Raw genomic sequence first — 23,851 nt, 5'->3', positions numbered from 1 at the left:
AGTGCGATGCCTGCTAACAACTACACACTTCAGCTAATTCGCCCCTCCCACCCGCTTGCCTCTACGCCCCGCAATCCCCACCGCCTGCCCATCTCGCTGCTTACCGGTCTTGGCCTCAGTGATCATCCCGATCATCAACTCCCCCTCCGGCAAGTTCTTCCAGAACCTGGCCGGCAGATGCCCCTGCATCACCTTCTCGTTCAGCCGCGCCGGGTTGAAGATGTGGCTGTAATAGGCCAACCACAAATCCCCATGGGGGTCTTCCACCTCTTGTGCCATGCGCTGCCATTGCACCGGGCATTCGCGCTGGTGGTGCAGTGTGCTGCCGTCGTAGTACACCCCGTCCTGGGGCGTGGCGATCAGCCAGCGATGGCGGCCCATGCGGCCGATGAAGTGCTCGCTGGCGCTGTGCAGGATGTCGTGGGCCGGTTCGTGCCAGGCGACGTATTCGGGCTGGCCGGCGGCGCCGGTGTCGGGGAGCGCGACGAAACGCACGAAGGCATGCAGGTGATGGGCTTCGCGGTTGACCATCTTGATGCGCCGGTGCAGTTCGCTGCCCAGGGTGTCACCGGCAAGCATGGCGGTGCGATCGCCGTGGCTCACGCACCAGAGCACTTCGTAGAGCAGGCTCCAGCGCTGGTCGCCGCGGTAGCGGGCGGCGTTTTCCAGGTGCGCGATCAGGCCGGCGGGGATGCGCGCCTGGTAGGGGCCGGGGGTGTCGAGACTGGGCGGCTCGCTGGCGAATAGATCGGCGTTTTGCGGGCCGGCCCAACTGACCAGGCTGGGGTCGATCTGGTGGCTGAGCAGCCAGCGAGCTTGCTGGCGCCAGGTGTCGAACAGGTTGTCGCAGTCCAGGCTAATCATCCCCACAGGCCCATCTGTTGCGGCTGCGGGCGGTCGCGCAGCAGGTCGCGCAGGTTGAAGCTGGAGCTTTCGGCCTGGGTGGGGTGGTAGTCGCTGGTGATGAAAAACGGCTTGGCCTTGGCCAGTACGCAGCGCAGGCGCGTGAGGTCTTCGTAGCGGATGCGGCGTTCGCGGCGCAGTTCTACCAGGCGCTGGGTGGTGCGCAGGCCGATGCCGGGAATGCGCGCGATCAAGGCCGGTTCCGCGCGGTTGAGGTCCAGCGGGAACACCTCGCGGTTGTCCAATGCCCAGGCCAGTTTCGGGTCGATGTCCAACGCCAGGTCGCCCGGCCCCTTGAGCAGTTCGTCGGCCTTGAAGCCATAGCTGCGCAGCAAAAAGTCGGCCTGGTACAGGCGGTGCTCGCGCATTAGCGGGGGCGCTGCCAGCGGCACACTTTTCGGGCTGTTGGGGATGGGGCTGAAGGCTGAGTAATAGACCCGGCGCAGGCGGAAATTGCCATACAGCGACTCGGCGCTGTGCAGGATGGTGCTGTCGTCGGTGTCGTCGGCGCCAACGATCAACTGGGTGCTTTGGCCAGCCGGGGCGAAGCGTGGCGCACGGGGTTCGTTGCGTACGGTTTCGACGCCGGTGTAGATGGTGCGCATGGCCTGCTTGATCGACGCGACGTCTTTCTCGGGCGCCAGGGTTTGCAGGCTGGCGTCGGTTGGCAGCTCGATGTTCACGCTGAGCCGATCGGCGTAGCGGCCAGCCTCTTCGATCAGCAAGGGATCGGCATCGGGGATGGTCTTGAGGTGGATGTAGCCGCGGAATTCATGTTCTTCGCGCAGCAGCTTGGCCACCCGCACCAATTGCTCCATGGTGTAGTCGGCCGAACGGATGATGCCCGAGCTCAGGAACAGCCCGCTCACGCAATTACGCTTGTAAAAGTCCAGGGTCAGGGTAACCACTTCTTCCGGGCTGAAACGCGCGCGAGGCACATCGCTGGAGCGGCGGTTGACGCAATACTGGCAGTCGTACAGGCAGAAGTTGGTAAGCAGCACCTTGAGCAGCGACACGCAACGACCATCCGGCGTGTAGCTGTGGCAAATGCCCATGCCATCGGTGGCGCCCAGGCCAGCCTTGCCCTCGGAGCTGCGCTTGGGCGCACCGCTGCTGGCGCAACTGGCGTCGTATTTGGCGGCGTCGGCGAGGATGCTGAGCTTGTCGATGAGTTGCATGGGAAACCCGAATACTGTTTTTATGTACAGTATACGGGCAATGACTCGTACTCAAGGTACTTAAGTTCCACTGGTCGCAAATAGCCCAGCAGAGTGCCCAGGTTAGCCTGGATGACCTACAGACAGTTGGATATCGCCTGATCTATCAGGTGCTTGAAAAGGCAATTGTCGTCTTCGTGGTAGCGGTTGGAAACGGGAGCGCGAAGTCCTATACGAGGCTGCTAAACAGCGCTTGGGCCTGCCCACCAAGTAGGCCAGGCCCTGACATTCAGAGACTAAACCGCTGCAACATCTGATTCAGCCCCACCGCCACCTGCGACAACTCCCCGCTCGCCGCCGACGTCTGATTCGCCCCCGCCGCCGTCTGCCCGGCCAAATCGCGGATACTGGTCAGGTTACGATCGACCTCACGCGCCACTTGGGCCTGTTCTTCCGTCGCCGTGGCGATGGTGACATTGCGTTCGTTGATCTGCACCACGCTGGCGATGATGTCCGTCAGCGCCTGGCCGGCGGCTTCGGCGACTTGCTGGCTGGTTTGCGCCTGCGTGCTGCAATGGCCCATGGCGCTCACGGCCTTGCCGGTGCCGCTCTGGATGGCGTCGATCATCTGTTCGATTTCGGCGGTGGACTGCTGGGTGCGGTGGGCCAGGGCGCGGACTTCGTCGGCGACCACGGCAAAACCACGGCCCGCTTCACCCGCACGGGCGGCTTCGATGGCAGCGTTGAGGGCCAGCAAGTTGGTCTGGTCGGCAATGCCGCGAATCACGTCGAGCACCCCGCTGATGTTGTGCACTTGCCCGGCCAGGCCGTCGATTTCATCGGCGGTGACTTGCACCGAGGCGCGCAGGTCGCTGATCACGCTGACGGTTTGCTCGACGCGCTGGCGGCCGGTTTCGGCGGACTGGCTGGAGTCGCGCGCAGCATCGGAGGCGTGGGAGGCGTTGCGGGCCACCTCCTCCACCGCTGCGCTCATCTGGTTGATGGCCGTGGCGGCCAAGACGATTTCGTCGTTCTGGCGCTGGATGCCGCGCAGGGCGTCTTCGGTAACGGCGGTCATTTCCTCGGACATCGAGGCCAACTGATTGGACGAGTCGCCCAGGCTGCCCAAGGTGCGGCGCAGGTTGTCTTGCATGGTCGCCAAAGCCGCCAGCAGGCGACCCGGCTCGTCCTGGCCATCCAGCGCTACGGCCTGGCTGAAATCGTTGTTGGCAATGCGCTCGGCCACGGCCAGGGCGCGGGCCAGCGGGCCGCTCAAGCTGCGGGTAAACAGCCAGGCCAATAGCAGGGTTGCCGCCACCGCCACGCCAATCGCCAGCAGGGTAACGTTGCGGGTGCTGGCATACAGCGCGTCCGCTTCGGCATCGGTGTCGCGCACCTTGCCCTCGGTCAACCGGCTGAGTTCGTCGATGCCTTTGGCAACGCGATCTGCGGCGATGGTCATTTCCCCGGATGGCGCGGTGAAGGCACTGATGGCGGCCTCGTTCTTCTGCTCCACGGCTTGCAAGTAACGCTCGTGCACGCCGAGATAATTGCCCAGGTCGATCTTCAGTTGGCTAAACACCTGTTGGCCACGCTCGGTGATCAACAGCGGCGACAGTTGCTGGGCGTGGGCCTGCAGGTCAGTGCGCGCCTGATTCACCAACCGGCGCGGCGCAGCCAACGCTTCGGTAGTTTGCGCCAAGCGCATGCTGGTGTTGTAGAGGCGGATGCTGGTCAGGTCATTGCGAATCTGGCCGATGCTCTGCACGGTGGGCAATACGTTGTCTTGCACCAGTTCGCGGGAACCTTTGAGGGCTGAAGCCTGCATCAGCGAAAATACGCCGAGCCCGGTGACCAGTACGGTGAAAAAACCGAAGCACACCAATGCACGCGGGGCGATGTTCAAGGTTCTTAAGTTCATGGACGCTTCCTGCCTGAAATATCGATGCCACTAGCATCGACATGAATCGATTCAGCTTTAATGGCAAATAGCCACTTATTGAGCTTCGCGACAATTTGCCGCAGGCTCTAAACCCTAGGGCCCGGCGCAACGCAAGCCCCCTTCCCACGCCAAGTTCGCCTGCGACCATTCGCTTTGGTTTACCCTGTACCCCTGCACGCCAATGCGACAACAGTGTTTTACACCGGGTGATTTGCCCGCAGGCCCCGCCTCTGCTAGTGTCGCGCCGTTTCCAAACCTGTCGAGATAGCCGCCATGGCCCGTAAAAAAGCTTCCGTGGATTTCGAGCAATCCCTCGCGGATCTGCAAACCCTGGTCGAGCGCCTGGAAAACGGCGAGCTGTCGCTGGAAGACTCGCTGACGGCCTTTGAACAAGGCATCGGCCTGACTCGCGACTGCCAGGCTGCGTTGGCCCAGGCCGAACAGAAGGTGCAGGTGCTGCTGGAGCGCGATGGCGAACTGGCCACCGAACCGTTCGATGCGGAACAACCTGAATGATCGATCGCTACCAGAGCCGTTGCCAGGTCCGCGTCAATGAGGCGTTGCAGGGCCTGTTCGTGGCCCCGACGCCGGAATTGGCGCGCCTGTATGAAGCCATGCGCTACAGCGTGATGAATGGCGGCAAGCGCGTGCGCCCGCTGCTGGCTTACGCGGCCTGCGAAACGCTGGGTGGCGAACCGGAGCTGGCCAATGGCGCCGCCTGCGCGGTGGAATTGATCCACGCCTACTCCCTGGTGCACGACGACCTGCCGGCGATGGACGATGACGACTTGCGCCGCGGCCAGCCGACCACCCACAAGGCGTTCGATGAAGCCTGCGCGATTCTCGCCGGTGACGGCCTGCAGAGCCTGGCCTTCACCGCCCTGCTGGACCCCCAGCTCAGCCCCCAGCAAGACGCCACGCGGCTGTTGATGGTGCAAGCCCTGGCCTTGGCCGCAGGCCCCGCCGGCATGGTCGGTGGCCAGGCGATCGACCTGGGTTCGGTGGGCCTCAAGCTTGATCAGAAAGCCCTGGAATACATGCACCGGCACAAGACCGGCGCGTTGATCGAGGCCAGCGTCAAGCTGGGCGCGCTGGCCAGTGGCCGCGCCGATGCTTCCGAGCTCAAGGCCCTGCAGGCCTATGCCCAGGCCATCGGCCTGGCGTTCCAGGTGCAGGACGACATTCTGGACGTCGAAAGCGATACCGCGACCCTGGGCAAACGCCAAGGCGCCGACATTGCCCGCGACAAGCCAACGTACCCGGCACTTCTGGGCCTGGACGCTGCCAAAGCCTATGCGCTGGAACTGCGTGACCTGGCCCTGCATGCCCTGCGCCCGTTTGGCGAAGGCGCCGAGCCACTGCGCGATCTGGCCCGCTATATCGTCGACCGTCGCAACTGAAGCCTTGCCGCCGCGGCTGCCAACGCACCACTGCGTGGGCAGCCAGCGCTGCATAAGGTAAACTGCCGCCTCTTCACACCTATAATGATTCGCCTGATGCCCACGACGTTTCAAGAGATTCCCCGCGAACGCCCGCTGACGCCCCTGCTGGACCGTGCCAATACGCCGGACGGCTTGCGCCGCCTGGGTGAAGCCGAGCTGGAAACCCTGGCCGATGAACTGCGCCTGGAGTTGCTCTACACGGTCGGCCAGACAGGCGGGCATTTTGGTGCCGGCCTCGGCGTGATCGAACTGACCGTGGCCCTGCACTACGTCTTCGACACCCCGGATGACCGCCTGGTGTGGGACGTGGGCCATCAGGCCTACCCGCACAAGATCCTCACCGGCCGTCGCGAGCGCATGGCTAGCCTGCGCCAGAAGGACGGCATCGCTGCCTTCCCGCGTCGCAGCGAGAGCGAGTACGACACCTTTGGCGTCGGCCACTCCAGCACCTCGATCAGCGCCGCACTGGGCATGGCCATCGCCGCCCGCCTGCAAAACAGCGGGCGCAAGTCGATCGCCGTGATCGGTGACGGCGCGCTGACCGCGGGCATGGCGTTCGAAGCGCTGAACCACGCGCCGGAAGTCGGTGCCGACATGTTGGTAGTGCTCAACGACAACGACATGTCGATTTCGCGCAACGTCGGCGGGCTGTCCAATTACCTGGCCAAGATCCTTTCCAGCCGCACCTACGCCAGCATGCGCGAAGGCAGCAAGAAAGTGCTCTCGCGCCTGCCGGGCGCCTGGGAAATTGCCCGCCGCACCGAAGAATACGCCAAGGGCATGCTGGTCCCCGGCACCCTGTTCGAAGAGCTGGGCTGGAACTACATCGGCCCGATCGATGGCCACGACCTGCCAACCCTGATCGCCACGCTGCGCAACATGCGCGACCTCAAGGGCCCGCAGTTCCTGCACGTGGTCACCAAGAAGGGCAAGGGCTTCGCCCCGGCCGAAGCCGATCCGATCGGCTACCACGCGATCACCAAGCTCGAGCCTTTGAACGCCCCTGCCGCCACGCCGAAAAAAGCCGGCGGGCCAAAATACTCCACGGTGTTCGGCCAGTGGCTGTGCGACATGGCCGAGGCTGACGAACGCTTGGTCGGCATCACCCCGGCGATGAAGGAAGGCTCGGACCTGGTGGCTTTCAGCGAGCGCTTCCCGGAGCGCTACTTCGACGTGGCCATCGCCGAGCAGCACGCCGTCACCCTGGCGGCGGGCATGGCCTGCGAAGGCGCCAAGCCGGTGGTGGCGATTTACTCGACGTTCCTGCAGCGTGCCTACGATCAACTGATCCACGATGTGGCCGTGCAGAACCTCGACGTACTGTTTGCCATCGACCGCGCAGGCCTGGTGGGCGAAGACGGCCCGACCCATGCCGGCAGCTACGACCTGTCGTACCTGCGCTGTATCCCCGGCATGCTGGTGATGACGCCGAGCGATGAAAACGAGCTGCGCAAGATGCTCACCACCGGCCACCTCTACCCAGGCCCGGCCGCCGTGCGCTACCCGCGCGGCACCGGCCCCAACGCCACCATCGAAAGCGGCCTGGAGCCACTGCAGATCGGCAAAGGGATTGTACGTCGCGAAGGCAGCAAGACCGCCTTCCTGGTGTTTGGCGTGCAGTTGGCCGAGGCGCTGAAGGTGGCCGAGAAGCTCGATGCCACCGTGGTCGACATGCGCTTCGTCAAGCCGCTGGACGAAGCACTGGTGCGCGACATCGCCGGCCGCCACGATCTGCTGGTCACTCTCGAAGAGAATGCCATCATGGGCGGCGCCGGTGCGGCTGTCAGCGAGTTCCTCGCCCGCGAGAACCTGCTCAAGCCAGTGCTGCACCTTGGCCTGCCGGACATTTACGTCGAGCACGCCAAGCCTGCGCAAATGCTCGCCGAGTGCGGCCTGGACGAAGCCGGCATCGAAGCCGCCGTAGCGTTGCGCCTGCAACTGCTCGGCCTCTGATACACCCTTGCCGGGGCGCCACGACGCCCCGGCAAGGGCTGGTTACGGACCTCGCCCATGCGCCCCGCCCTGCTCTTGCCGTTTGCCCTGCTGTGCCCTCCCGATGCCCTGGCTGATGATCAACCGCTGAAGCTCGATGACATGGTCATCAGCGCCAACCGCGTGGCCGAATCGCGCGACGGCAGCAGCACCGCCAATACCGTGTTTACCCGTGCCGACATTGACCGCCTGCAGCCTGCCAGCGTGGTAGACCTGCTCGAACGCGTACCCGGCGTGCAAGTCGCGCAAAGTGGTGGCCGTGGCAGCCTGCCGGGCATCTTCGTGCGTGGCCTGCAGTCGTCCCAGACGTTGGTGTTGGTGGATGGCGTGCGCATCGCCACCGCCACGTCCGCAGACAGCAACCTGCAGAATCTCAGCGTCGATCAGATCGAACGGGTGGAAGTGCTGCGCGGCGCCCGCTCGGCGATCTACGGGGCCGACGCCATGGGCGGGGTGATTCAGATTTTTACCCGCCGCGCAGACCAGACCGGCCTGCACGGCCGGGTACAAATGGCGATGGGCAGCCAGCAGCGCTGGCAGCGCAACCTGGGTGTCTCGGGTGCCGACCAGAACACCCGGTTCGCCCTGAGCGCCGGGCTGGATGAAAGCGCCGGTATCGACCGTACCCATCGCTCCTTCGCCACCGACGGCGACCACGACGCCTATCGCAACCGCGCCCTGAGCCTGAGCTTCAGCCACCAAATGAGTGATGACGTGGAAGTCGGCTTCAATGCGCTGGATAATCAGGGCAAGAACGAGTACGACAACCCGTTCGGACGATTCGACAGCACCACGTTCACCTCGGTAGGGCAAAAGCCCTACAGCGACTTTCAGGTTTCAAGCGTAAGCGCCTACGCCGATGCGCAACTGACCGAACGCTGGAAAAGCCGCCTGGAACTGGGCCACAGCGAAAACCGCGAGCACTCCAGAGACACCCTCAGCGACGAGCAGTTTGTGTTCAACACTGACCGCGACTCCCTGGGCTGGCAGAACACCCTGACGCTGGACGAGCACAACAGCGTGTTGGGCGGCGTGGACGCCTATGTGGACCGGGTCGACAGCAGCACCGACTTCAGCGAAAGCAGCCGCTGGAACCGCGCCGTGTTCCTGCAGCACAGCTATCGCACCGATGCCTTCGCCACGCAGATTGGCCTGCGCCGTGACGACAATCAGCAGTTCGGCGGGCAGAACACCTGGAGTGCCGCGCTGACGCTGTTCGCCAACGCAGACAACGATTGGGTAATGTCCTACAGCGAAGGCTTTCGCGCACCGACGTTCAACGACCTGTACTACCCGGACTTCAGCAACCCCACGCTCAAGCCCGAACACTCCAGGAGTTACGAAGTACAGTGGCGCAGCCGCCTGAGCGATACCACCCGGATGGAAACCTCGCTGTACCGTACAGACTTGACCGACGCCATCGTGCTGGACGGCGACTTTCGCCCGCAAAACATCGGCAGTGCACGTATCTATGGCGCTGAAAGCACCTTGCGCCAGCAATTGTTTGGCTGGGACAGCAACCTGAGCCTGGCGCTGCTCGACCCGCGTGACCGCGACAGCGGCCATACCCTGAACCGTCGGGCACGGCGTACGTTAAGCTGGGACCTGGACCGGCAATTTGACCGCTTGGGCCTGGGGATCGGTTGGCAGGCGGTGAGCAGCAGCTACAACGACGCGGCCAACCAGCAGGCGATTGCCGGGTATGGGTTACTCGGTTTGCGCAGCAGTTGGGCGGCGACATCTGAGTTGAAGCTGACGTTCAAGGTCGACAACCTGCTTGATCGGCAGTACAGCCGGGTGCTGTACAGCTATGACGGCCAAAGCCAGGGTTATCGCGAGGAAGGCCGGGCGTTCACCTTGGGGTTTACCTGGACCCCGGCGTTGTAGTCACCGCGCCCATCTGCCGGCATAGCCGCTCGACGGCCGCGATCATCCCCCCGCTAGGCCGCTCCAGCGCCGCTTCGCGCAGCCACACCCGGCCCTCGCGAACCGCTGCCACCTGCGGCCACCTGGCCCAGGCCGCTACCTGGGTTGGCTCGGCCACCAAAATCACTTGAGGATCACGTTGCAATACCGCCTCGATGCTGACCTGCGGCGCGGGCAAAGTCAGCTCGGCAAATACATTCACCCCGCCACAGGCGCGCAACGCATCGCTGATGATTTGCCGCCCACCCAAGGTATACAACGGCGCATCCCAGACCTGATAGAACACCCGTAGCGGCACGTCGCGGCGGTAGTGCTGGCGCAGGGCAACCAGGCGTTGGCGCACGTCGCTCGCAACGCCGTGGGCGTTTACAGGGTGACCGAGGCGCAACCCGATGGCTTCGATTTGATCGGCCAACTCATCCAGGCTGTGCGGCTCGGAAACAAAAATCGGTATGCCCAGGCGCTGCAATTGGTCACGTTGGCCCGGGCTGACGCTGCCGGGCCAAAGCAGCAACAGGTCGGGCTTGAGGCTGAGCAGTGCCTCGATATTGAGCTGGCCGTAACGGCCGACCGAAGCCACACGCTCAAGGCCGGCAGGCCGATCACCGGCATCCAGCACGCCCACCAGCTGGTCTTGCGCACCCAGTTGAGTAACGATTTCGGTCAAGGAAGGCGCCAGGCTGACCACCCGTTGCGCCGCCGCTGCCGGCCCGCCAAGTACCAGCAGCACAACCAGCAGCCAGCGCACCATCAACCCAACTGACGCGGGATACGGTAAAGGCAGAGCAGCACCATGCTGGACAGCGCCAGCAGGCAGAGGGGCACGGCTTCAAGCCCGACGAACACCGCCAGGGCCGCGAGCCAGGCCGGTAGCCCGGCGAACAGGAAGGCGATGCGCCGCACGCGCGCCAGGGCGATCCAGGCAGCGGGTTCCTCGGCGGTATCCAGGGCTTTTTGCGTGGCAATCAGCGCGTGCTTGTAGGCGCCGAAACGCGGCAAGCTGAGGAACATCGAGGCGACACCGGCGATGAACATCGGCATCGCCAACACCGGTATGACTGGCTCCAGATCACCGAAGGCCCAACTGATCACGAACAACGGCAGCAGTGTCAGGGCGACCTGCTGCCACCAGGCGACCGCCAGGCGGCGGCGAACCTGGGATCGGGTCACGCCCGATCGGCCTCGCTCTGGTGCTCATTGCCCATCATGTGGCCGAGCTTGCCAGCCTTGGTGGCCAGGTAGTGCTTGTTGTGCGGGTTGTGCCCGGTGTGCAACGGCACGCGCTCGGCAACCACGATGTTCATGGCGGTCAGCGCCTTGACCTTTCGCGGGTTGTTAGTCATCAGGCGCAGTGACTTGACGCCCAGGTGCTCGAGCATCGGCAGGCACATGGCATAGTCACGCTGGTCGGCAGCAAAGCCCAGGCGCTCGTTGGCCTCGACGGTGTCGGCACCGCCGTCCTGCAATTCATAGGCGCGGATCTTGTTCAGCAGGCCGATGCCACGGCCTTCCTGACGCAGGTACAGCAGTACGCCACGGCCTTCTTTGGCGATGGCCTGCAGGGCTGCTTCCAATTGCGAGCCGCAGTCACAGCGCTGGCTGAACAGCGCATCGCCGGTCAGGCATTCGGAGTGCAAGCGGCCGAGCACGGGCTCGCCGTCGGCCACGTCACCCAGGCTGAGCACGACGTGCTCGCGGCCGGTGCTTTCATCAAGAAAGCCGTGCATGGTGAATTGCGCAAAAGGGGTGGGCAGCTTGGAAGCGGCGACGAAAACGACGGGCACCGTGTGCTCCTATCAATATCAGACTTGAAATGGCCAAGGGCTGCATTGTAACAGCAGCGTTCTACCGACGCTTAGGCTGAATTATCGAAGGTAGCTATCAATAAGTTTGATTATGGTGCCGGTTTCGCATCATCGAAGGGATAAGGCTGCTGCCAGTGGTCGAATATGGCCCGCAATTCGCCACTGGGTACCAGGCTGTCCATGCGCTGGTCGTAAAGCGCCAGCAGCGCCCGCCCGTTGGCTGTATCGGCGAAACCCAGGTAAAGCGGGATCTCGGCGATATGGGTGAGACGATACTGCGCCGGGTCGCGGGCCTTTTGCAGCACCGTGGCGACTTCGGTTTGGGCATCGATGTAATAGTCGGCGCGGTCGTGGGCCAGCATTGACAAGATGCCGGTACGCCGCTGCACTTCGCTGAAGCTGCCGATGTGCGGCAGATAGTGCTGGTAGGCGTAGCCGCGCACCCAGGCAAGACGGTACTGGCCAAGGGTTTCCAGGGTCGGCCGCGGTTTGCTGGCCAAGCCCAACGCGTAGATATGGTCGGTATCGAAGTTCCAGCGCGGGTAAACGGTGTTGGGGGTTTCATCGTGATAGGAGCCCACCCAGGCGTCGGCTTCGGCCCTTTGCACCAGGCCGACCGCACGGGTGTAAGGCTCGCTGAGCGGCAGCACCTTGACCCCGGCTGGCTCGAACACCTTGCGCAAAACATCCCAGGCCAGGCCCGTGCCGTCGGCGTTGGTGTAGTCCAGCCATGCCTCGCTAACCAGGCGGATCTGCGCGGGCGGTGCCACTTGGGCCGCATTGACCAGCGTACATCCCAACCAACACACCAGCACCAGCATCCATCTGGCCATCGTTACCGCTCCTTAAGTCAGCCCCCACACTAACGCTTGCATGCCTAGCCAGGCAAACACGCCCGCCAGCACGTCGTCGAGCATGATCCCGACGCCACCATGCACGTGACGGTCGATCCAGCGGATCGGCCACGGCTTGAGGATATCGAAAAAGCGGAACATCAGGAAACCCGCGAGGATCCAATACCAACCATCCGGTACCAGCCACAAGGTGATCCACATGCCGACCATCTCGTCCCAGACGATGCCTTCGTGGTCGTGCACGCCCAGGTCGTCCGCCACCTTGCCGCACAGCCAGAAGCCGAACAGCATGGTCACGCCCAGCATCAGCCAATAGCCCCAGTCGGGCAACATCTGCCACAGCGGGATAAACGGCACGGCCACCAGCGAGCCCCAGGTGCCCGGTGCCTTGGGCAGGGTGCCCGAGCCAAAGCCGAAGGCCAGGAAGTGCCAGGGGTTGCGCCAGACCGACGGTGGTACGTTCTCTGCCGGAACCTGGTCAGGATGATCTGTCACGGTGTCTCCCGAAAATGTTGATAGCCCCGGATATTCGGGGTGATGTCCTGGCCCTGGCCATCGCGCAGGGTAACCCCCTGCCCTTCGACCACGCGTCCGATCACGCTGATTGGCCAGCCAGTGCCCTGCAAGGCATCAAGATGCTCGGCGGGCAGGCTGAACACCAGCACGTAATCGTCACCCCCTGTGAGCGCGGCCGTGCAGGCACCGTCGCGGCCCAAAAACGCCTGCAGCGGGGCTGACAAGGGCAGCGCTGCCTGGTCGATTTCCAGTGCCACCCCTGAGGCCAGGGCGATATGCCCGCAATCGGCCAGCAGGCCATCGGAGATGTCCATTGCCGCCGTGGCTTTGCCGCGCAACGCAATACCCAAGGGCAACTGCGGCGAAGGTGACCAGTAATGCGCCAGCAGCGGCGCCGCGGTGCCCGCGTCGGTAAAGCGCTCACCGAGCACCAGCGGCAAGGCGCCGGCAGCATTACCCAACTCGCCACCCACGCACAGTAACTCACCCGGTTTGGCACCTGAGCGGGTCAAGGCCTGCCCGGCCGGCACGCTGCCGAAAACGGTCACGGTCAGGCACAGCGGGCCACGGGTAGTGTCACCACCAATCAGGCGCATCTGGCAATGCCCGGCCATGCGATTGAGGCCTTCGGCGAACGGCTTGAGCCAATCCTCCGACACCTGTGGCAAGGTCAGCGCCAGGGTGAAGCCGATGGGCGTAGCGCCCATGGCCGCCAGGTCGCTGGCCGCTACTGCCAGGGCGCGCTGGCCCAGCAGGAACGGATCGGCGGCGTCAGGGAAATGCACGCCGTTGACCAGCGTATCGGTGGAAATGGCCAGATGCTCCCCGGCGGGGACGGCCAGCAGGGCGCAGTCGTCACCGATGCCCAAAGCCACCGAGTCGCTGGGCTGCGCACAAGGCGCAGCAGCGAAATAGTGTCGGATCAGCTCAAACTCGCCCATAGGATACAAGCGCGGCAATCAGCGCTTGTACGCCTTCACTTCAGCTTCGCGAAGGCGCGGCGCCAGTTTGTCCAGTACACCGTTGACGAACTTGTGGCCGTCGGTGGAACCGTAAACCTTGGCCAACTCGATACCTTCGTTGATGACCACGCGGTAAGGCACGTCGACACGCTTGAGCAGCTCCCACGTGGACAGGCGCAACACGGCCAGTTCAACCGGGTCGAGCTCTTCGATGGTCAGGTCCAGGCAAGGCTTGAGCGCTGTGTCGATCTCAGTCTTGTTGGCCGGTACACCGTGCAGGATCTCGCGGAAGTAGGCACCGTCGATATCGCTGAAATCGTTGTCTACCCGGAACTGCGCTTCGATCTCGTTCAGCGAGTGGCTAGCCATGTGCCATTGGTACAGGGCTTGGGTCGCCAGCTGACGAGCCTCGCGGCGCTTGGCGCTCTTGGAGGGTTTGCCAGCGTCCGCAGGTTTAGGATCGCGCGGGTTGAAACGATCGCTTTCGTCGGAAATCACTTGGCCTCCAACTGCGACAGCAGGCTGACCATTTCCAGAGCGGACAGGGCAGCTTCAGCGCCCTTGTTGCCAGCCTTGGTGCCGGAACGCTCGATGGCCTGTTCGATGGAGTCGACTGTCAGCACGCCGAAAGCGACCGGCACGCCGAATTCCATGGACACCTGGGCCAGGCCCTTGGTGCACTCGCCTGCCACGTATTCGAAGTGCGGAGTACCGCCACGAATGACCGCGCCCAGGGCGATGATCGCCGCGTACTCGCTTTGCTGGGCGACTTTTTGCGCCACCAGCGGAATCTCGAACGCACCAGGCGCACGGATGATGGTGATGTCGCTTTCGCTCACGCCATGGCGAACCAGGGCATCAACGGCGCCGCTCACCAGGCTTTCGACGACGAAGCTGTTGAAACGGCCAACCACCAGGGCATAGCGACCTTTGGGGGCGATGAAGGTACCTTCGATGGTCTTCAGGGTCATTCGGGTGAGTCTCATCTTAAAGAGCAGGGGCGCCAGGGGCGGCCCATGGGAGTAATAGGTCACGAATCAGAACGTTCGGGCCACCTGAAAACCATAGCGCTGGGCTGGCAATCTGGCGACCCGAAAAACCGGTCTTTATTCGGAGGGCACGTATTCTACAACTTCCAGATCGAATCCGGATATCGCATTGAACTTCATTGGCGAACTCATCAGGCGCATCTGACGAACGCCCAGGTCGCGAAGGATCTGCGAACCGGCACCGACGATGCTGTAGGTGGTCGGTTTTTTCGGCGTCACGCTGTCGGCCGTTTCACGAATATGCGCCAGCAACACGTCACCGTCCAGCGGGTGCCCGAGCAGCAGCACTACGCCGCTGCCGGCCTCTGCCACCGCGGCCATGGCTGCGCGCAGGCTCCAGCGGCCAGGCTGCTTGACCAGCAACAGGTCGCGCAGCGGGTCCATGTTATGCACCCGCACCAGGGTGGGCACGTCGGCGCAAATGGTGCCCAGGGTCAGCGCCATGTGCACGTCGCCTTCCACCGAATCACGGTAGGTGACCAGGTTGAATTGGCCCAGTTCGCTGTCCAGCGGCTGCTCGGCAATCCGCTGAACGGTACGTTCGTGGATCATGCGGTAGTGAATCAGGTCGGCAATGGTGCCGATCTTGATGTTGTGTTCGGCAGCGAATGTCTCAAGCTCTGCACGGCGGGACATGGTGCCGTCGTCGTTCATCACTTCGCAGATCACCCCGCTGGGCTCGAACCCGGCCATGCGCGCCAGGTCGCACGCCGCCTCGGTATGGCCGGCGCGGGCCAGGGTGCCGCCGGCCTGGGCCATCAGCGGGAAGATGTGGCCTGGGCTGACGATGTCTTCAGCCTTGGCATCTTTGCAGGCGGCCGCCTGCACAGTGCGCGCGCGGTCGGCGGCGGAGATGCCGGTGGTGACGCCTTCGGCCGCTTCGATCGAGACGGTGAACTTGGTGCCAAAACCCGAGCCATTGCGCGGCGCCATCAGCGGCAGCTTGAGCAGCTCGCAGCGCTCGCGGGTCATCGGCATGCAGATCAGGCCGCGGGCGTGCTTGGCCATGAAGTTGATGTGCTCGGCCTGGCAGCACTCGGCGGCCATGATCAGGTCGCCTTCGTTCTCGCGGTCTTCGTCATCCATCAGGATGACCATCTTGCCCTGGCGGATGTCTTCAACCAGTTCTTCGATCGTATTGAGCGCCACGCGGCACCCCCTTTATCAGGATTTCAAGAAGCCGTTTTCGGCCAGAAAGCTTTCCGTGATACCGCCGCTGGCAGGCTCGGCAGCCTTGTCACCGAGCAACAGGCGCTCCAGGTAACGGGCCAGCAGGTCGACTTCCAGGTTGACCTTACGGCCGGCGTGGTAGTCGGCCATGATGGTTTCGGCCAGGGTGTGCGGCACGATGGTCAGCTCGAACTCGGCGCCGTCGACCACGTTCACGGTCAGGCTGGTGCCATCGACGGTGATCGAGCCTTTGTGGGCGATGTACTTGGCCAGTTCCTTGGGTGCGCGGATACGGAACTGGATGGCACGGGCGTTTTCCTGGCGCGAGACCACTTCACCCACGCCGTCGACGTGGCCGCTGACCAGGTGGCCACCCAGGCGGGTGGTCGGGGTCAGGGCTTTTTCCAGGTTCACCCGGCTGCCGGCCTTCAATTGATGGAAGGCGGTGCAGTCCAGGGTTTCACGGCTGACGTCGGCCCAGAAGCCGTCGCCCGGAAGCTCAACGGCCGTCAGGCACACGCCGTTGACCGCGATGCTGTCGCCCAGCTTCACGTCGGCCAGGTCCAGCTTGCCGGTCTCTACGTAAACGCGAACATCACCGCCTTTGGGGGTCAGTGCACGGATGCTGCCGATGGATTCGATAATGCCGGTAAACATGAGTCCTCCTCGAGTACGGGACTGGGCAAAAATTATACGCCGAGCAATGGGGCAGGTATCGCAATGACTCTCCAGTCATCGCCTACCGCGCGCATTTCAACGATTTTCAATAACGGAGCATCACTCATCTGCGCCAGCGGCCAATCGAACAGCGGCCGTGCAGAGGAGCCAAGAAACTTGCCGGCGACGAACAACTGGTATTCATCCACCAGGCCCTGGCGCGCGAACGCCCCGGCCAGGCTGGGCCCGGCCTCGACCAGTATTTCGTTGACGCCGCGGCTGGCCAGCTCCTTGAGCAGCTTGCGCAGGTCGACGCGCCCCTCACTGCTGGGCAACGCCAGCAGGTCGTGGCCTTGTTGTTCATAGCGCTCGCGGGCCTGGGCGGCGGCGCACGTCACCACCAGCGCGGGGCCGGCCTGGAAAAACGGCGCATCCAACGGCACCCGCAAACGACCATCAATCAATACGCGCAGTGGCGGCCGGCTCATGGCCAACGCGGCGGTGGCGGCGTCCAGGCCTAACTCTTCGGCACGCACGGTCATGCGGGCGCCGTCGGCCAGCACGCTGTCGGCACCGGTCAGCACCACGCTTGAACGGGCGCGCAGGCGCTGCACCGCCGAGCGGGCGGCACGCCCCGTGATCCATTGGCTTTCGCCACTGGCCATGGCGGTGCGCCCATCCAGGCTCATGGCCATCTTCACCCGCACGTACGGCAGGCCGTGTTCCATGCGTTTCAGAAAGCCTGGGTTCAGCGCCCGCGATTCGGCTTCCAGCACCCCGCCCTGCACGGCAATGCCGGCTTGCATCAGTTTGAGCAAACCGCGGCCCGCCACTTCGGGATTGGGGTCTTGCATGGCTGCCACCACCCGGGCCACGCCGGCATTGACCAATGCATCGGCGCAGGGCCCGGTGCGGCCATGGTGGCTACACGGTTCCAGGGTGACGTAGGCAGTGGCGCCACGCGCCAGCTCGCCGGCCATGCGCAGGGCATGGACTTCGGCATGCGGTTCGCCGGCGCGCTCGTGCCAGCCTTCGCCGACCACCTGCCCGTCACGCACGATCACGCAACCCACGCGCGGGTTGGGGTGGGTGCTGTACTGGCCCTTGCGCGCCAGTTCCACGGCACGGGCCATGTACTGCGCGTCGAGTGCGGCTTGCTCTGTAGGCATATTCACTCTTTGGCTGGCTCGCGGGCCAGGCGGTCGATTTCTTCACGAAATTCGTCAAGGTCCTGGAAGCGCCGGTACACGGAGGCGAAGCGAATATAGGCGACTTCATCGAGCTTCTGCAGCTCGGCCATCACCGCCTCGCCCACTACCAGCGACTTGACCTCCCGTTCACCGGTGGCCCGCAGCTTGTGCTTGATGTGGGCCAGGGCCGCTTCCAGTCGCTCGACGCTGACTGGGCGTTTTTCCAGCGCGCGCTGCATGCCAGCGCGCAGTTTTTCTTCGTCGAAGGGCTGGCGGCTGCCGTCTTGCTTGATCAGGCGCGGCAATACCAGTTCGGCGGTTTCGAAGGTGGTGAAACGCTCACCGCAGGCTACGCATTCGCGACGACGGCGTACTTGCTCGCCCTCGGCGACCAGACGCGAGTCGATGACCTTGGTGTCGTTGGCACCGCAGAAGGGACAGTGCATGGTGGCAGGCAACAAAAAATGGGAGGGCCATGGTAGCGCATCCCCGTGGCAAGACAAGACAAAGGCTTTGCGGTATACAGATGATATTTACCGCGATGGATCTGCCATGTCTGCAAGACCGCTCGTTTTACTCTGCCTTCTCAGCTTGCTGGCTGCCTGCAGCAGCGACAAGCCAAAGCCCGTGGCAGCGGCGCCCGCCCCTGCAAAACCTGCACTTAACGCGCCTGCCGGGCTGGGCCCGTTACCCGCCTACCAGCGTGAACTGAGCGGCACCCTGCTGGGCGTGCCGGCCGCGGCCCAAGTGGAACTGGCCCTGCTGGTGATCGACGATCGTGGCCGCCCGCAGCGCCTGCTGGCCAGCAGCACCATCACCGGTAACAACCGCCCACTGCCGTTCCAACTGCGCTTCAACCCCGAAGTGTTCCCCGCAGGCATGCGCGTTGAACTGCGCGGGCGCGCCAGCCAATCCGGGGTGCTGACCCTGCACCTGCCTTCGCAGCAGATCACCCAGCCCACCACCCAGGCCCTGGGCCAACTGCAATTTGTGCCAGCCCCCTGATGCTGGCGCTGCAAACGGCATTGAGCGATCTGCTGGGTGATGCGCAACTGACCATCAGCGATTTGCCCGGCACTGATATCCGCTTGTGGCTGATCGATGCGCAAAACATGGACCGCGCCTTCAGCCCCGAAGAAACCCGGCGCATCCTGCACGAGCCACCCTACTGGAGCTTCTGCTGGGCCAGTGGCCTGGCCGTGGCGCACTATCTGGCGGCCAACCCGCAGTGGGTACTAGGCAAGCGCGTGCTGGATTTTGGCAGTGGCTCGGGGGTTGCCGCCATCGCCGCCGCCAAGGCCGGCGCCCTGGAGGTGGTGGCATGCGACCTCGACCCACTGGCGCTGGCAGCCTGCCGCGCCAACGCCGTGCTCAATGGCGTGACACTGGGCTATTCGGCAGATTTTTTTGCCGAGGCCGACCGTTTCGACCTGATCCTGGTGGCGGACGTGCTCTACGACCGCGCCAACCTGCCGCTGCTCGATCACTTCCTCAGCCGCGGCCGCGAGGCCTTGGTGGCCGATTCCCGGGTACGGGACTTTCAGCATCCGGTGTACAAGCGCCTGGAAATCCTCGAAGCCCTGACCTTGCCAGACCTGTGCGAACCCGATGAATTTCGCCGGGTCAGCCTGTACCACGCCAGCCGCGGCTGAAACCGTGCCCTTTCGGCCACCGCGTGCAGCCTTTATAGTGGGCCATCCCCGTTTTATTCGAGATGCACGATGAGTCAAGACACGCCGTATATTTTCGATGTCAGTGGCGCCAACTTCCAGCAGCAGGTGATCGATGCATCGTTCACCCAGCCGGTGTTGGTCGATTTCTGGGCCGAGTGGTGCGCACCCTGCAAGGTGCTGATGCCGCTGCTGGAAAAAATCGCCGAGAGCTATCAGGGTGAGCTGTTGCTTGCCAAGGTGAACTGCGACATCGAACAGGACATCGTCGCCCACTTCGGCATCCGCAGCCTGCCGACGGTCGTGCTGTTCAAAGACGGTAAGCCGGTGGACGGTTTTGCCGAGGCGCGCCCGGAATCGGAAATCCGCGCCATGCTCGAGCCCCACGTGGTCATGCCACCGCCTGCGGCTGCCGACCCGCTGGAACAAGCCGAGGCGTTGTTTGCCGAAAGCCGCTTTGCCGACGCCGAAGCCATCCTGGTGGCGCTGCTGGGCGAAGACAACACCAACGCGAAGGCGCTTATCCTCTATGCACGCTGCCTGGCTGAGCGGGCTGAACTGGACGAAGCCCAGACCGTGCTCGACGCCGTCAAGACCGACGAGCACAAAGCCGCCCTGGCCGGTGCCAAGGCGCAAATCACCTTCCTGCGCCAGGCCGCCAACCTGCCGGACGCCGCCGAGTTGAAATCGCGCCTGGCGCAAAACCCTGGCGATGACGAGGCGCTGTATCAACTGGCCGTGCAGCAATTGGCGCGCCAGCAGTACGACGCGGCGCTGGAAGGCTTGCTCAAGCTGTTCATCCGCAACCGCAGCTACAGCGAAGGCCTGCCGCACAAGACCCTGCTGCAAGTGTTCGATTTGCTGGGCAATGACCACCCGCTGGTCACCACGTACCGGCGCAAGGTGTTCTCCGCGCTGTACTAAGCCCCTGCTGCCCAGCAGTAAAGCGGTGCATCGGCGCCGCTCTGCACCCGCACCTGGCTGCAGTGGCGCAAGCGCACCAACAGGCGCTTGCCCGCTGCGGTACTGCCACTCAAGCCTTCCAACTGTTCGAGCAATGCCGGGCCACTGATCTGCCCCGCCCCTTGCACCAGGCTCAAGACGTTCTGCCAGAGCGCATCGTTTTGCGGCGCCGGTTTTTTCACCACGCTCTCGCTGGCCGGGCTTTCGACCTGCAAGTTGACCTGTGCACCCAGCCTGGCCCAATCGGCATCATCCAGCTCAATCGTCAGGTCCACCGGCCAGTCGCCGACGGTTCCGCGTATCCGCACCATAGTCACTCTCTCCTTCCCATAACACTTACACTTGTAGGAGCGGATTTATCCGCGAAAAACGCTCCGCAGTTATTCTGGAACATATTCGCGTGCTTTTCGCGGATAAATCCGCGCCTGCAGGCGGCAAGCAGATTTCATTTTCTGCGTCTGGCGGTCCATGAATAAAGTTGTTATAACGTTACAATTACTTCATGTTCATACGGATCGATGCCCATGCGCCGCCTGCTCCTCGCCCTGCCCTTCGCTCTGCTCCCCCTGGTCGCCGCCCAGGCTCACGATGAAAAGGAACACGGCAGCCTCGGCACCCACGAGCATGGCACGGCCAAGTTGAACGCAGCACTGGACGGCCAGACGCTGATGCTGGAGCTCGACAGCCCGGCCATGAACCTGGTGGGCTTCGAGCACCCGGCTACCACCGACGCCGACAAGGCCACCCTGGCCGCCGCGCGCGCGCAATTGGAAAAACCCCTGGCGCTGTTCCAGCTCACTGCCAAGGCCGGTTGCAGCGTTGCCTCGCAAAAGCTCGCCAGCCCGTTGTTCGGTGATGTGGCCGATGCCGATGACGACGATGATGATGACCACGACGAACAGGCTGCCGGCGAAGCCCACCACCACGAGCACAGCGATATCCACGCCAGCTACGAATTCACCTGCACCTCGCCCGACGCGCTGAACTCGTTGAGCCTGGCGGCGCTGTTCAAGACCTTCCCCGGCACTCACAAAGTGGTGGTGCAAATGATCGCCCCAAGCGGCCAGAAAGGCCTGGAAGCAACACCGGACAACAGCACGCTGAAGTTCTGATTCGATGACCAGTGCACTCATCGAACTCGATCAACTGAGCTTTGCCTGGCCGGGCCAACCGGCCCTGCTGGACATCCCCTCGTTCCGCCTTTCGCCCGGTGAAACGGTCTTCCTGAAAGGCCCCAGCGGCAGTGGCAAAACCACCTTGCTGGGCCTGCTGGGCGGCGTGCAAAAGCCCAACAAGGGCAGCATCCGCGTGCTCGGCCAAGAGCTGACTGAACTGAGCCAGGGTGGCCGCGACCGCTTTCGCGTCGACCACACCGGTTACATCTTCCAGCAGTTCAACCTGTTGCCGTTCCTTTCGGTACGCGAGAACGTTGAACTGCCCTGCCACTTTTCCACGTTGCGCGCTCAACGCGCCGCGCAGCGCCATGGCAGCGTCGACCAGGCCGCCGCCACGCTGCTCGCGCACTTGGGCCTGAGCGACCCGGCGTTGCTGGGGCGGCGCGCCGACACTTTGTCGATCGGCCAGCAGCAACGAGTGGCCGCCGCCCGCGCGCTGATCGGCCAGCCGGAGCTGGTAATCGCCGACGAGCCCACCTCGGCCCTGGACTACGACGCCCGCGAGGCGTTTATTCAACTGCTGTTCGCCGAATGCCGCGAGGCCGGTTCCAGCTTGCTGTTCGTCAGCCACGACCAGAGCCTGGCACCGCTGTTCGACCGTAGCCTATCGCTGGCCGAACTCAACCGCGCCGCACGCCCTGCCGGGGAGGTCTGATGTACCTGTTTCGTCTTGCCGTGGCCAGCCTGGCCAACCGGCGCTTCACTGCCTTGCTGACCGCTTTCGCCATCGCCCTGTCGGTATGCCTGTTGCTGGCCGTTGAGCGCGTGCGCACCGAAGCCCGCGCCAGCTTCGCCAGCACCATCAGCGGCACTGACCTGATCGTCGGCGCACGCTCGGGCTCGGTCAACCTGCTGCTGTATTCGGTGTTTCGCATTGGTAATGCCACCAACAACATCCGTTGGGACAGCTTCGAGCACTACGCCAACGACCCCCATGTGAAGTGGGCGATCCCCATGTCGCTGGGTGATTCACACCGCGGCTACCGGGTACTGGGCACCAACGAAAGCTATTTCGAACACTATCAGTATGGCCACCACCAAAACCTCGAACTGGCCCAGGGTCGCCCTTTTGCCACTGACCCGTTCGAAGTGGTGCTCGGCGCCGAAGTGGCCGAGGCCTTGCACTACAAGCTGGGCGACAAACTGGTGTTGGCCCACGGCGTGGCCGCCATCAGCCTGGTCAAGCATGACGACAAACCCTTCACCGTGGTCGGCATCTTCAAGCGCACCGGCACACCGGTGGACCGCACGCTGCACATCAGCCTGGGCGGCATGGAAGCCATTCACATCGATTGGCACAACGGCGTGCCGGCCCGTGGCGATGGCCGTATCAGCGCTGACCAGGCGCGCAACATGGACCTCACGCCGCAGGCCATCACGGCGTTCATGCTGGGCCTGAACAACAAGATTTCGACCTTTGCCCTGCAGCGCGAGATCAATGACTTCCGTGGCGAACCGCTGTTGGCGATCCTGCCGGGCGTAGCCTTGCAAGAACTCTGGGGCCTGATGGGCACAGCGGAAAAAGCCCTGTTCGTGGTCTCGCTGTTCGTGGTGCTGACCGGCCTGATCGGCATGCTCACGGCCATCCTCACCAGCCTCAACGAGCGCCGCCGCGAAATGGCGATCCTGCGCTCGGTGGGTGCACGGCCTTGGCATATCGCCAGCCTGCTGATACTGGAAGCTTTTTCCTTGGCACTGACCGGCATCGTCGCAGGCCTGGGGCTGCTCTACATCGGCATCGCTTCGGCGCAAGGCTACGTGCAATCGAACTACGGCTTGTACTTGCCATTGTCGCTGCCCAGCAGTTATGAATGGACCTTGCTGGCGATCGTGCTCGGCTGCGCCTTGGTGATGGGGGTGATCCCGGCCTGGCGCGCCTACCGCCAGTCATTGGCCGACGGCCTGTCCATTCACCTGTGAGACCTGTGATGAAGCGTGCCCTGCTGGCCCTGTTGTTGATGGCATCGACTTGTGCGTGGGCCGCCGCGCCGCGCGAGCTGACGTGGCCGGACATGATCCCGCCGAATGCGCCCCACCCTAAACCGGTGATGACGCCGCTGCACGACCTGTCGAAAATGGGCGACATGGAACTGGCCCCGGCGGCCAAGCAACAAGCGCCCAACGCCCCGGTGGTCACCGCCCTGGACGGCCAGCAGATCAAGATGCCGGGCTTTATCGTGCCGCTGGAAGTGAACGAAGAAGGCCGCACTACCGACTTTCTGCTGGTGCCGTACTACGGCGCCTGCATCCATGTGCCGCCACCGCCGTCCAACCAGATCGTGCACGTGACCAGCGAGCTTGGGGTAAAGGTGGACGAGCTGTACCAGGCCTACTGGATCGAGGGCAAGATGCAAGTCAAGCCCACCACCAGCGAGCTGGCCGACGCGGGCTACCAACTGGTCGCCGACAAGATCTACGTCTACGAATTGCCTGATCCGTAAACTCATCGCGGTTTTATTGAGCCAAGTCAAAAGCCGC

27 protein-coding genes and 1 pseudogene are annotated in these 23,851 nt (G+C 63.6%); 11 read left to right on the top strand and 17 right to left on the bottom strand.

Annotated elements, in window-relative coordinates:
- Window positions 1-33: 33 nt before the first annotated feature.
- The 4 genes and pseudogenes from L9B60_RS15040 to L9B60_RS30720 form a co-directional block, all read right to left on the bottom strand.
- Window positions 34-864, bottom strand: a complete 831-nt coding sequence (locus L9B60_RS15040; protein ID WP_249679564.1) for a TIGR03915 family putative DNA repair protein — start codon at window positions 862-864, stop codon at window positions 34-36.
- Complete coding sequence (locus L9B60_RS15035; protein WP_249679563.1) at window positions 861-2,081, bottom strand: putative DNA modification/repair radical SAM protein; 1,221 nt, start codon at window positions 2,079-2,081, stop codon at window positions 861-863. The genes L9B60_RS15040 and L9B60_RS15035 overlap by 4 nt, the downstream gene beginning before the upstream one ends.
- Window positions 2,082-2,349: 268 nt before the next feature.
- Window positions 2,350-3,138 (bottom strand): methyl-accepting chemotaxis protein, encoded by a 789-nt coding sequence (locus L9B60_RS30725; protein WP_438866142.1) that lies wholly within the window; start codon window positions 3,136-3,138, stop codon window positions 2,350-2,352.
- A gap of 66 nt (window positions 3,139-3,204) precedes the next feature.
- A pseudogene (locus tag L9B60_RS30720) lies at window positions 3,205-3,981 on the bottom strand (MCP four helix bundle domain-containing protein); the annotation flags it as partial.
- Window positions 3,982-4,275: 294 nt separating this feature from the next.
- Between L9B60_RS30720 and L9B60_RS15025 the strand changes: the two are divergent.
- From L9B60_RS15025 to L9B60_RS15010, 4 genes are all read left to right on the top strand, one after another.
- Window positions 4,276-4,518, top strand: a complete 243-nt coding sequence (locus tag L9B60_RS15025) for an exodeoxyribonuclease VII small subunit (protein ID WP_249679560.1) — start codon at window positions 4,276-4,278, stop codon at window positions 4,516-4,518.
- On the top strand, window positions 4,515-5,402 hold the full coding sequence (locus L9B60_RS15020; RefSeq protein ID WP_249679559.1) for a polyprenyl synthetase family protein: 888 nt from the start codon (window positions 4,515-4,517) through the stop codon (window positions 5,400-5,402). The genes L9B60_RS15025 and L9B60_RS15020 overlap by 4 nt, the downstream gene beginning before the upstream one ends.
- A gap of 96 nt (window positions 5,403-5,498) precedes the next feature.
- Window positions 5,499-7,397, top strand: a complete 1,899-nt coding sequence (gene dxs / locus L9B60_RS15015; RefSeq protein ID WP_249679558.1) for a 1-deoxy-D-xylulose-5-phosphate synthase — start codon at window positions 5,499-5,501, stop codon at window positions 7,395-7,397.
- A 57-nt stretch (window positions 7,398-7,454) separates the two neighbouring features.
- Window positions 7,455-9,323: a TonB-dependent receptor domain-containing protein gene (locus L9B60_RS15010; RefSeq protein ID WP_249679557.1), complete on the top strand. Its 1,869-nt coding sequence runs from the start codon at window positions 7,455-7,457 to the stop codon at window positions 9,321-9,323.
- On the opposite strand, the gene L9B60_RS15005 is transcribed toward L9B60_RS15010, so the two are convergent.
- The 12 genes from L9B60_RS15005 to nrdR all read right to left on the bottom strand — a co-directional run bounded on the left by L9B60_RS15005 (window position 9,301) and on the right by nrdR (window position 18,011).
- Entirely contained in the window at window positions 9,301-10,113 is an 813-nt protein-coding gene (locus tag L9B60_RS15005) for a cobalamin-binding protein (protein ID WP_438866113.1), read from the bottom strand. The genes L9B60_RS15010 and L9B60_RS15005 overlap by 23 nt on opposite strands.
- Window positions 10,113-10,532, bottom strand: a complete 420-nt coding sequence (locus L9B60_RS15000; RefSeq protein WP_249679555.1) for an MFS transporter — start codon at window positions 10,530-10,532, stop codon at window positions 10,113-10,115. Before L9B60_RS15000 ends, L9B60_RS15005 begins: the two co-directional genes overlap by 1 nt.
- Window positions 10,529-11,146, bottom strand: a complete 618-nt coding sequence (gene ribA / locus L9B60_RS14995; protein ID WP_249679554.1) for a GTP cyclohydrolase II — start codon at window positions 11,144-11,146, stop codon at window positions 10,529-10,531. The genes L9B60_RS15000 and ribA overlap by 4 nt, the downstream gene beginning before the upstream one ends.
- 110 nt (window positions 11,147-11,256) lie before the next feature.
- The gene (locus L9B60_RS14990) at window positions 11,257-12,000 is read right to left on the bottom strand and encodes a transporter substrate-binding domain-containing protein (RefSeq protein WP_249679553.1); all 744 of its coding nucleotides are present in this window, start codon (window positions 11,998-12,000) and stop codon (window positions 11,257-11,259) included.
- 12 nt (window positions 12,001-12,012) lie between these two features.
- Window positions 12,013-12,516, bottom strand: a complete 504-nt coding sequence (locus tag L9B60_RS14985) for a phosphatidylglycerophosphatase A family protein (protein WP_249679552.1) — start codon at window positions 12,514-12,516, stop codon at window positions 12,013-12,015.
- Complete coding sequence (gene thiL / locus L9B60_RS14980; RefSeq protein WP_249679551.1) at window positions 12,513-13,478, bottom strand: thiamine-phosphate kinase; 966 nt, start codon at window positions 13,476-13,478, stop codon at window positions 12,513-12,515. The genes L9B60_RS14985 and thiL overlap by 4 nt, the downstream gene beginning before the upstream one ends.
- Before the next feature lie 18 nt (window positions 13,479-13,496).
- Window positions 13,497-13,997, bottom strand: coding sequence for a transcription antitermination factor NusB (gene nusB / locus L9B60_RS14975; protein WP_249679550.1), 501 nt, complete (start codon window positions 13,995-13,997; stop codon window positions 13,497-13,499).
- Complete coding sequence (gene ribH, locus L9B60_RS14970) at window positions 13,994-14,470, bottom strand: 6,7-dimethyl-8-ribityllumazine synthase (RefSeq protein WP_249679549.1); 477 nt, start codon at window positions 14,468-14,470, stop codon at window positions 13,994-13,996. Before ribH ends, nusB begins: the two co-directional genes overlap by 4 nt.
- A 135-nt stretch (window positions 14,471-14,605) precedes the next feature.
- Window positions 14,606-15,697, bottom strand: a complete 1,092-nt coding sequence (gene ribBA, locus L9B60_RS14965; protein ID WP_249679548.1) for a bifunctional 3,4-dihydroxy-2-butanone-4-phosphate synthase/GTP cyclohydrolase II — start codon at window positions 15,695-15,697, stop codon at window positions 14,606-14,608.
- A gap of 15 nt (window positions 15,698-15,712) precedes the next feature.
- Complete coding sequence (locus tag L9B60_RS14960) at window positions 15,713-16,375, bottom strand: riboflavin synthase (RefSeq protein WP_249679547.1); 663 nt, start codon at window positions 16,373-16,375, stop codon at window positions 15,713-15,715.
- A gap of 32 nt (window positions 16,376-16,407) precedes the next feature.
- Complete coding sequence (gene ribD, locus L9B60_RS14955) at window positions 16,408-17,544, bottom strand: bifunctional diaminohydroxyphosphoribosylaminopyrimidine deaminase/5-amino-6-(5-phosphoribosylamino)uracil reductase RibD (RefSeq protein ID WP_249679546.1); 1,137 nt, start codon at window positions 17,542-17,544, stop codon at window positions 16,408-16,410.
- 2 nt (window positions 17,545-17,546) lie between these two features.
- Complete coding sequence (gene nrdR / locus L9B60_RS14950) at window positions 17,547-18,011, bottom strand: transcriptional regulator NrdR (RefSeq protein ID WP_249679545.1); 465 nt, start codon at window positions 18,009-18,011, stop codon at window positions 17,547-17,549.
- 106 nt (window positions 18,012-18,117) lie between these two features.
- Between nrdR and L9B60_RS14945 the strand changes: the two genes are divergently transcribed.
- The 3 genes from L9B60_RS14945 (at window position 18,118) to trxA (ending at window position 20,159) form a co-directional block, all read left to right on the top strand.
- Entirely contained in the window at window positions 18,118-18,570 is a 453-nt protein-coding gene (locus tag L9B60_RS14945) for a YbaY family lipoprotein (protein ID WP_249679544.1), read from the top strand.
- Window positions 18,570-19,217, top strand: a complete 648-nt coding sequence (locus L9B60_RS14940) for a class I SAM-dependent methyltransferase (protein WP_249679543.1) — start codon at window positions 18,570-18,572, stop codon at window positions 19,215-19,217. Before L9B60_RS14945 ends, L9B60_RS14940 begins: the two co-directional genes overlap by 1 nt.
- 69 nt (window positions 19,218-19,286) lie before the next feature.
- Window positions 19,287-20,159 (top strand): thioredoxin, encoded by an 873-nt coding sequence (gene trxA / locus L9B60_RS14935; RefSeq protein ID WP_249679542.1) that lies wholly within the window; start codon window positions 19,287-19,289, stop codon window positions 20,157-20,159.
- Here the strand turns inward: trxA and L9B60_RS14930 are convergent.
- A complete protein-coding gene (locus L9B60_RS14930) occupies window positions 20,156-20,509 on the bottom strand; it encodes a hypothetical protein (protein WP_249679541.1) in 354 nt (117 codons plus the stop codon). The two genes, trxA and L9B60_RS14930, sit on opposite strands and share 4 nt — an antisense overlap.
- Before the next feature lie 213 nt (window positions 20,510-20,722).
- Here L9B60_RS14930 and L9B60_RS14925 point away from each other — a divergent pair, with 213 nt between their 5' ends.
- The 4 genes from L9B60_RS14925 to L9B60_RS14910 are packed head-to-tail and all read left to right on the top strand — an operon-like array spanning window position 20,723 to window position 23,814.
- The gene (locus tag L9B60_RS14925) at window positions 20,723-21,310 is read left to right on the top strand and encodes a DUF2796 domain-containing protein (protein ID WP_249679539.1); all 588 of its coding nucleotides are present in this window, start codon (window positions 20,723-20,725) and stop codon (window positions 21,308-21,310) included.
- Between the two features lie 4 nt (window positions 21,311-21,314).
- A complete protein-coding gene (locus L9B60_RS14920; RefSeq protein ID WP_249679538.1) occupies window positions 21,315-22,028 on the top strand; it encodes an ABC transporter ATP-binding protein in 714 nt (237 codons plus the stop codon).
- Complete coding sequence (locus L9B60_RS14915) at window positions 22,028-23,293, top strand: ABC transporter permease (RefSeq protein WP_249679537.1); 1,266 nt, start codon at window positions 22,028-22,030, stop codon at window positions 23,291-23,293. The genes L9B60_RS14920 and L9B60_RS14915 overlap by 1 nt, the downstream gene beginning before the upstream one ends.
- 8 nt (window positions 23,294-23,301) lie before the next feature.
- Window positions 23,302-23,814 (top strand): DUF3299 domain-containing protein, encoded by a 513-nt coding sequence (locus tag L9B60_RS14910; RefSeq protein ID WP_249679536.1) that lies wholly within the window; start codon window positions 23,302-23,304, stop codon window positions 23,812-23,814.
- Window positions 23,815-23,851 lie beyond the last annotated feature (37 nt).

It is taken from the genome of Pseudomonas abieticivorans (genome assembly GCF_023509015.1).
GTDB lineage: Bacteria > Pseudomonadota > Gammaproteobacteria > Pseudomonadales > Pseudomonadaceae > Aquipseudomonas > Aquipseudomonas abieticivorans.
This window is presented reverse-complemented; position numbering and strand designations above follow the sequence as displayed.